Here is a 2,812-nt window from a genome sequence, read left to right on the forward strand (position 1 = left end):
TGCTGGCCAGGGTGGATTTGGCCTCAGAGGGTTGCGGCTTTTCTTGTAACGACTGCACTTGCCCGTCTTCACCCGCCACCACAATGCCGTAGTTGGAGACCTCACTCAGCGGCACATCCAGCGTCACCACACTGGCCATGGCGCCGTCGGTTTTGTGCTCGTGCAAGGCCGCGCCAATGTCCAGGTCAATGATGGCGTCGCCACAAATGACCAGCGTGGTTTCATCAAAAAAGCCACTGAAATCTTGAATGCGGCGCATGCCCCCAGCAGAGCCAAACGGTTTGGGCACCACCTCGCCTTGTTCGCGCACCCCCTCGTAGGCATAGCCAATTTCAACGCCCCAGCGGTGGCCGTCGCCAAAATACTGCTCAATTTTGTGGTGGTTGTAGGCCACGTTGACCATGATTTCATTGACGCCGTAATGCGCCAGGTGCTCAATCAGGTATTCCATCACCGGCTTGCCCAAAATGGGGATCATCGGTTTGGGCAGGTCTTTGGTGAGGGGTCGAACCCGGGTGCCTTGCCCGGCGGCCAAAATCATGCCCTTAGCCATGGTGTGTCACCTTGTTTTTCATTGCATCTCGCTCCCGTTTCTAGGTCAAAAAAATTCAGCCCACACTATAGCCGCTCAGGTTTGCGTTTTGCCAACACCAAGTGGTGTGGCAGAGGGTGGGTAGGCTGCTCAAGCTGTTGCTGAAGTTGCCGAGCAACTGTGACGGCATGGCCAGCGGTGAACGCCATCTTTTTGACCGCACCGGTATTGCCCTGTGGATCATTTGTGTGCTATTTTTTGAATAGCTGTATACGCTTAATTTATATGGGCTAGAGCCATAAAAGTCATGTAAAAATCAAGCGTAACGCTTGCTGCGCAAATTATTTTTCATCTCGCGCAGCAGTGGCTGCAGTTTGTCGCCGCCAATGCGTAGAGCCACGCAGGTGGCCAAGATGTCGATGATCATCAGGTGCAGCAGGCGCGACACCATTGGGCTGTAGCGGTCGTAGCCTTCCGGGTGGTCGGCTGCCACATGGATGTGCCCGGCGCTGGCCAAGGGCGAGCCGCTGGCGGTGATGACGATGGTGGTGGCACCGTTTTTGCGGGCAATGTCGCACGAATCCATCAGGTCGCGCGTGCGCCCTGAGTTGGAGATCACCACCACGCAGTCGCCCGGTTGCAGCAGCGATGCGCTCATCACCTGCATGTGGCCGTCGCTGTAGGCCACGCCGTTGATGCCCAGCCGAAAAAATTTGTGCTGCGCATCTTGCGCCACTACCCCTGAGTTGCCGACTCCAAAAAACTCGATGCGGCGGCCGGTTTTGTAGGCGTTGACGAGGGCGTCCACGGCTTTTTCAATGGCTGTGGCAGAGGCATCGTTGCGGTATTTCAGAAACGCGGCCACGGTGTTGTCGATGACTTTGACCATGATGTCGCTGGTTTTGTCGTCCACATCCACACTGCGGTGGATGAACGGCACGCCTTCGCTCACGCTGCCGGCCAGCTTGAGCTTGAAGTCGCTCAAGCCGTCATAGCCCACGCTGCGGCAAAAGCGCACCACGGTGGGCTTGCTCACATGGGCGCGGTCGGCCAGCTCACTGACCGGCATGAGGGCAAAACTGCGCGGGTCTGAGAGCACCAGTTTGCCGACGCGTTGCTCAGCAGGAGCTAAAGATGGCAAAGAGGCTTTGATACGGTCAAGCATGGTGCGGCATTCAAAAGGTTAAAAAATCGGGCGGCTGCTCACTGCTGTCAGCACTCTTCGCTCCAGCAAAAACCATCGCGCGCAATCATGGCGCTGGTGGCGCTGGGGCCCCAGGTGCCAGCGGCGTAGGGGCGTGGCCCCTGGGCGTCGGCCTGCCAGTGGGTCAAGATGGGTTCGACCCAGCGCCAGGCTTCCTCTTGCTCGTCGCTGCGCACAAACAGGTTCAGGCGACCCTCAATCACGTCCAACAAAAGTCGCTCGTAAGCACCCACACGTTCGTGGCCAAAGCGTTTGTCAAAGTCCAAGTCAAGCTGCACCGGCGCGAGGGTGTGCGAGTTTTTGCGGTTGTCCTGGCCTTGTGCCAGCAGGTGTAGCTCCAGCCCGTCTTTGGGTTGCAGGTTGATCACCAGCCGGTTGGCCATGCCAATTTGCGAGTTGAAAATGGCGTGCGGCGTGGGGCGAAAGTTCACCACAATGCGCGCATCGCGTCCAGCCAGGCGCTTGCCGGTGCGGATAAAAAATGGCACGCCAGCCCAGCGCCAATTCGAGATTTCGGTGCGCAGTGCGACAAAGGTCTCGGTCTGGCTGGCCGGGTTGACGCCTAGCTCGTCGCGGTAAGCGGCTACAGCCGCGCCGCCAATGGCACCCGCGCCGTATTGCCCGCGAATCACGTCTTGTTTCAGCGTTTCAGCGGTCCAGGGTTTGAGCGAGCGCAGCACCTTGAGCTTTTCGTCGCGAATGGCATCGGCATGCGAGTTGATGGGCGGCTCCATGCCAATGGCGCACAGCAGTTGCAGCGCGTGGTTTTGCACCATGTCACGCAGCGCGCCGGTGGTTTCGTAAAACGCACCACGTTTTTCCACACCCAGCTCTTCGGCAATGGTGATCTGGATGTTGGCAATGTGCTCGCGCCGCCACAGCGGTTCAAACAAGGCGTTGCCAAAGCGCAGGGCAAACAGGTTTTGCACCGCAGGCTTGCCCAAATAGTGGTCAATGCGGTAAATCTGCCGCTCGCTGAACACTTGGCCGACGCAGTGGTTGATGCTGCGGTTGCTGGCCAGGTCGTGCCCAAGTGGTTTTTCCAGCACCACGCGGGTGTGCGCGGTGTTCAGCCC

Annotated in this window: 3 protein-coding genes; all 3 read right to left on the minus strand. The window is 58.5% G+C overall.

Going from position 1 to position 2,812, the window contains the following annotated elements:
- Positions 1–541: nucleotidyltransferase family protein (locus PHT20_RS16575; protein WP_301021400.1), on the minus strand; the 541-nt coding region annotated here is incomplete at its 3' end.
- 307 nt (positions 542–848) lie between these two features.
- Positions 849–1,697 carry an SIS domain-containing protein gene (locus PHT20_RS16580; RefSeq protein ID WP_300088323.1) on the minus strand — a complete coding sequence of 283 codons (849 nt, stop codon included), beginning with the start codon at positions 1,695–1,697 and terminating at the stop codon, positions 849–851.
- 47 nt (positions 1,698–1,744) lie between these two features.
- The coding region (zwf, locus tag PHT20_RS16585; protein ID WP_301021399.1) for a glucose-6-phosphate dehydrogenase at positions 1,745–2,812 on the minus strand (1,068 nt) is incomplete at its 5' end.

The organism is Rhodoferax sp. (assembly GCF_028715765.1).
Lineage (GTDB): Bacteria > Pseudomonadota > Gammaproteobacteria > Burkholderiales > Burkholderiaceae_C > Rhodoferax.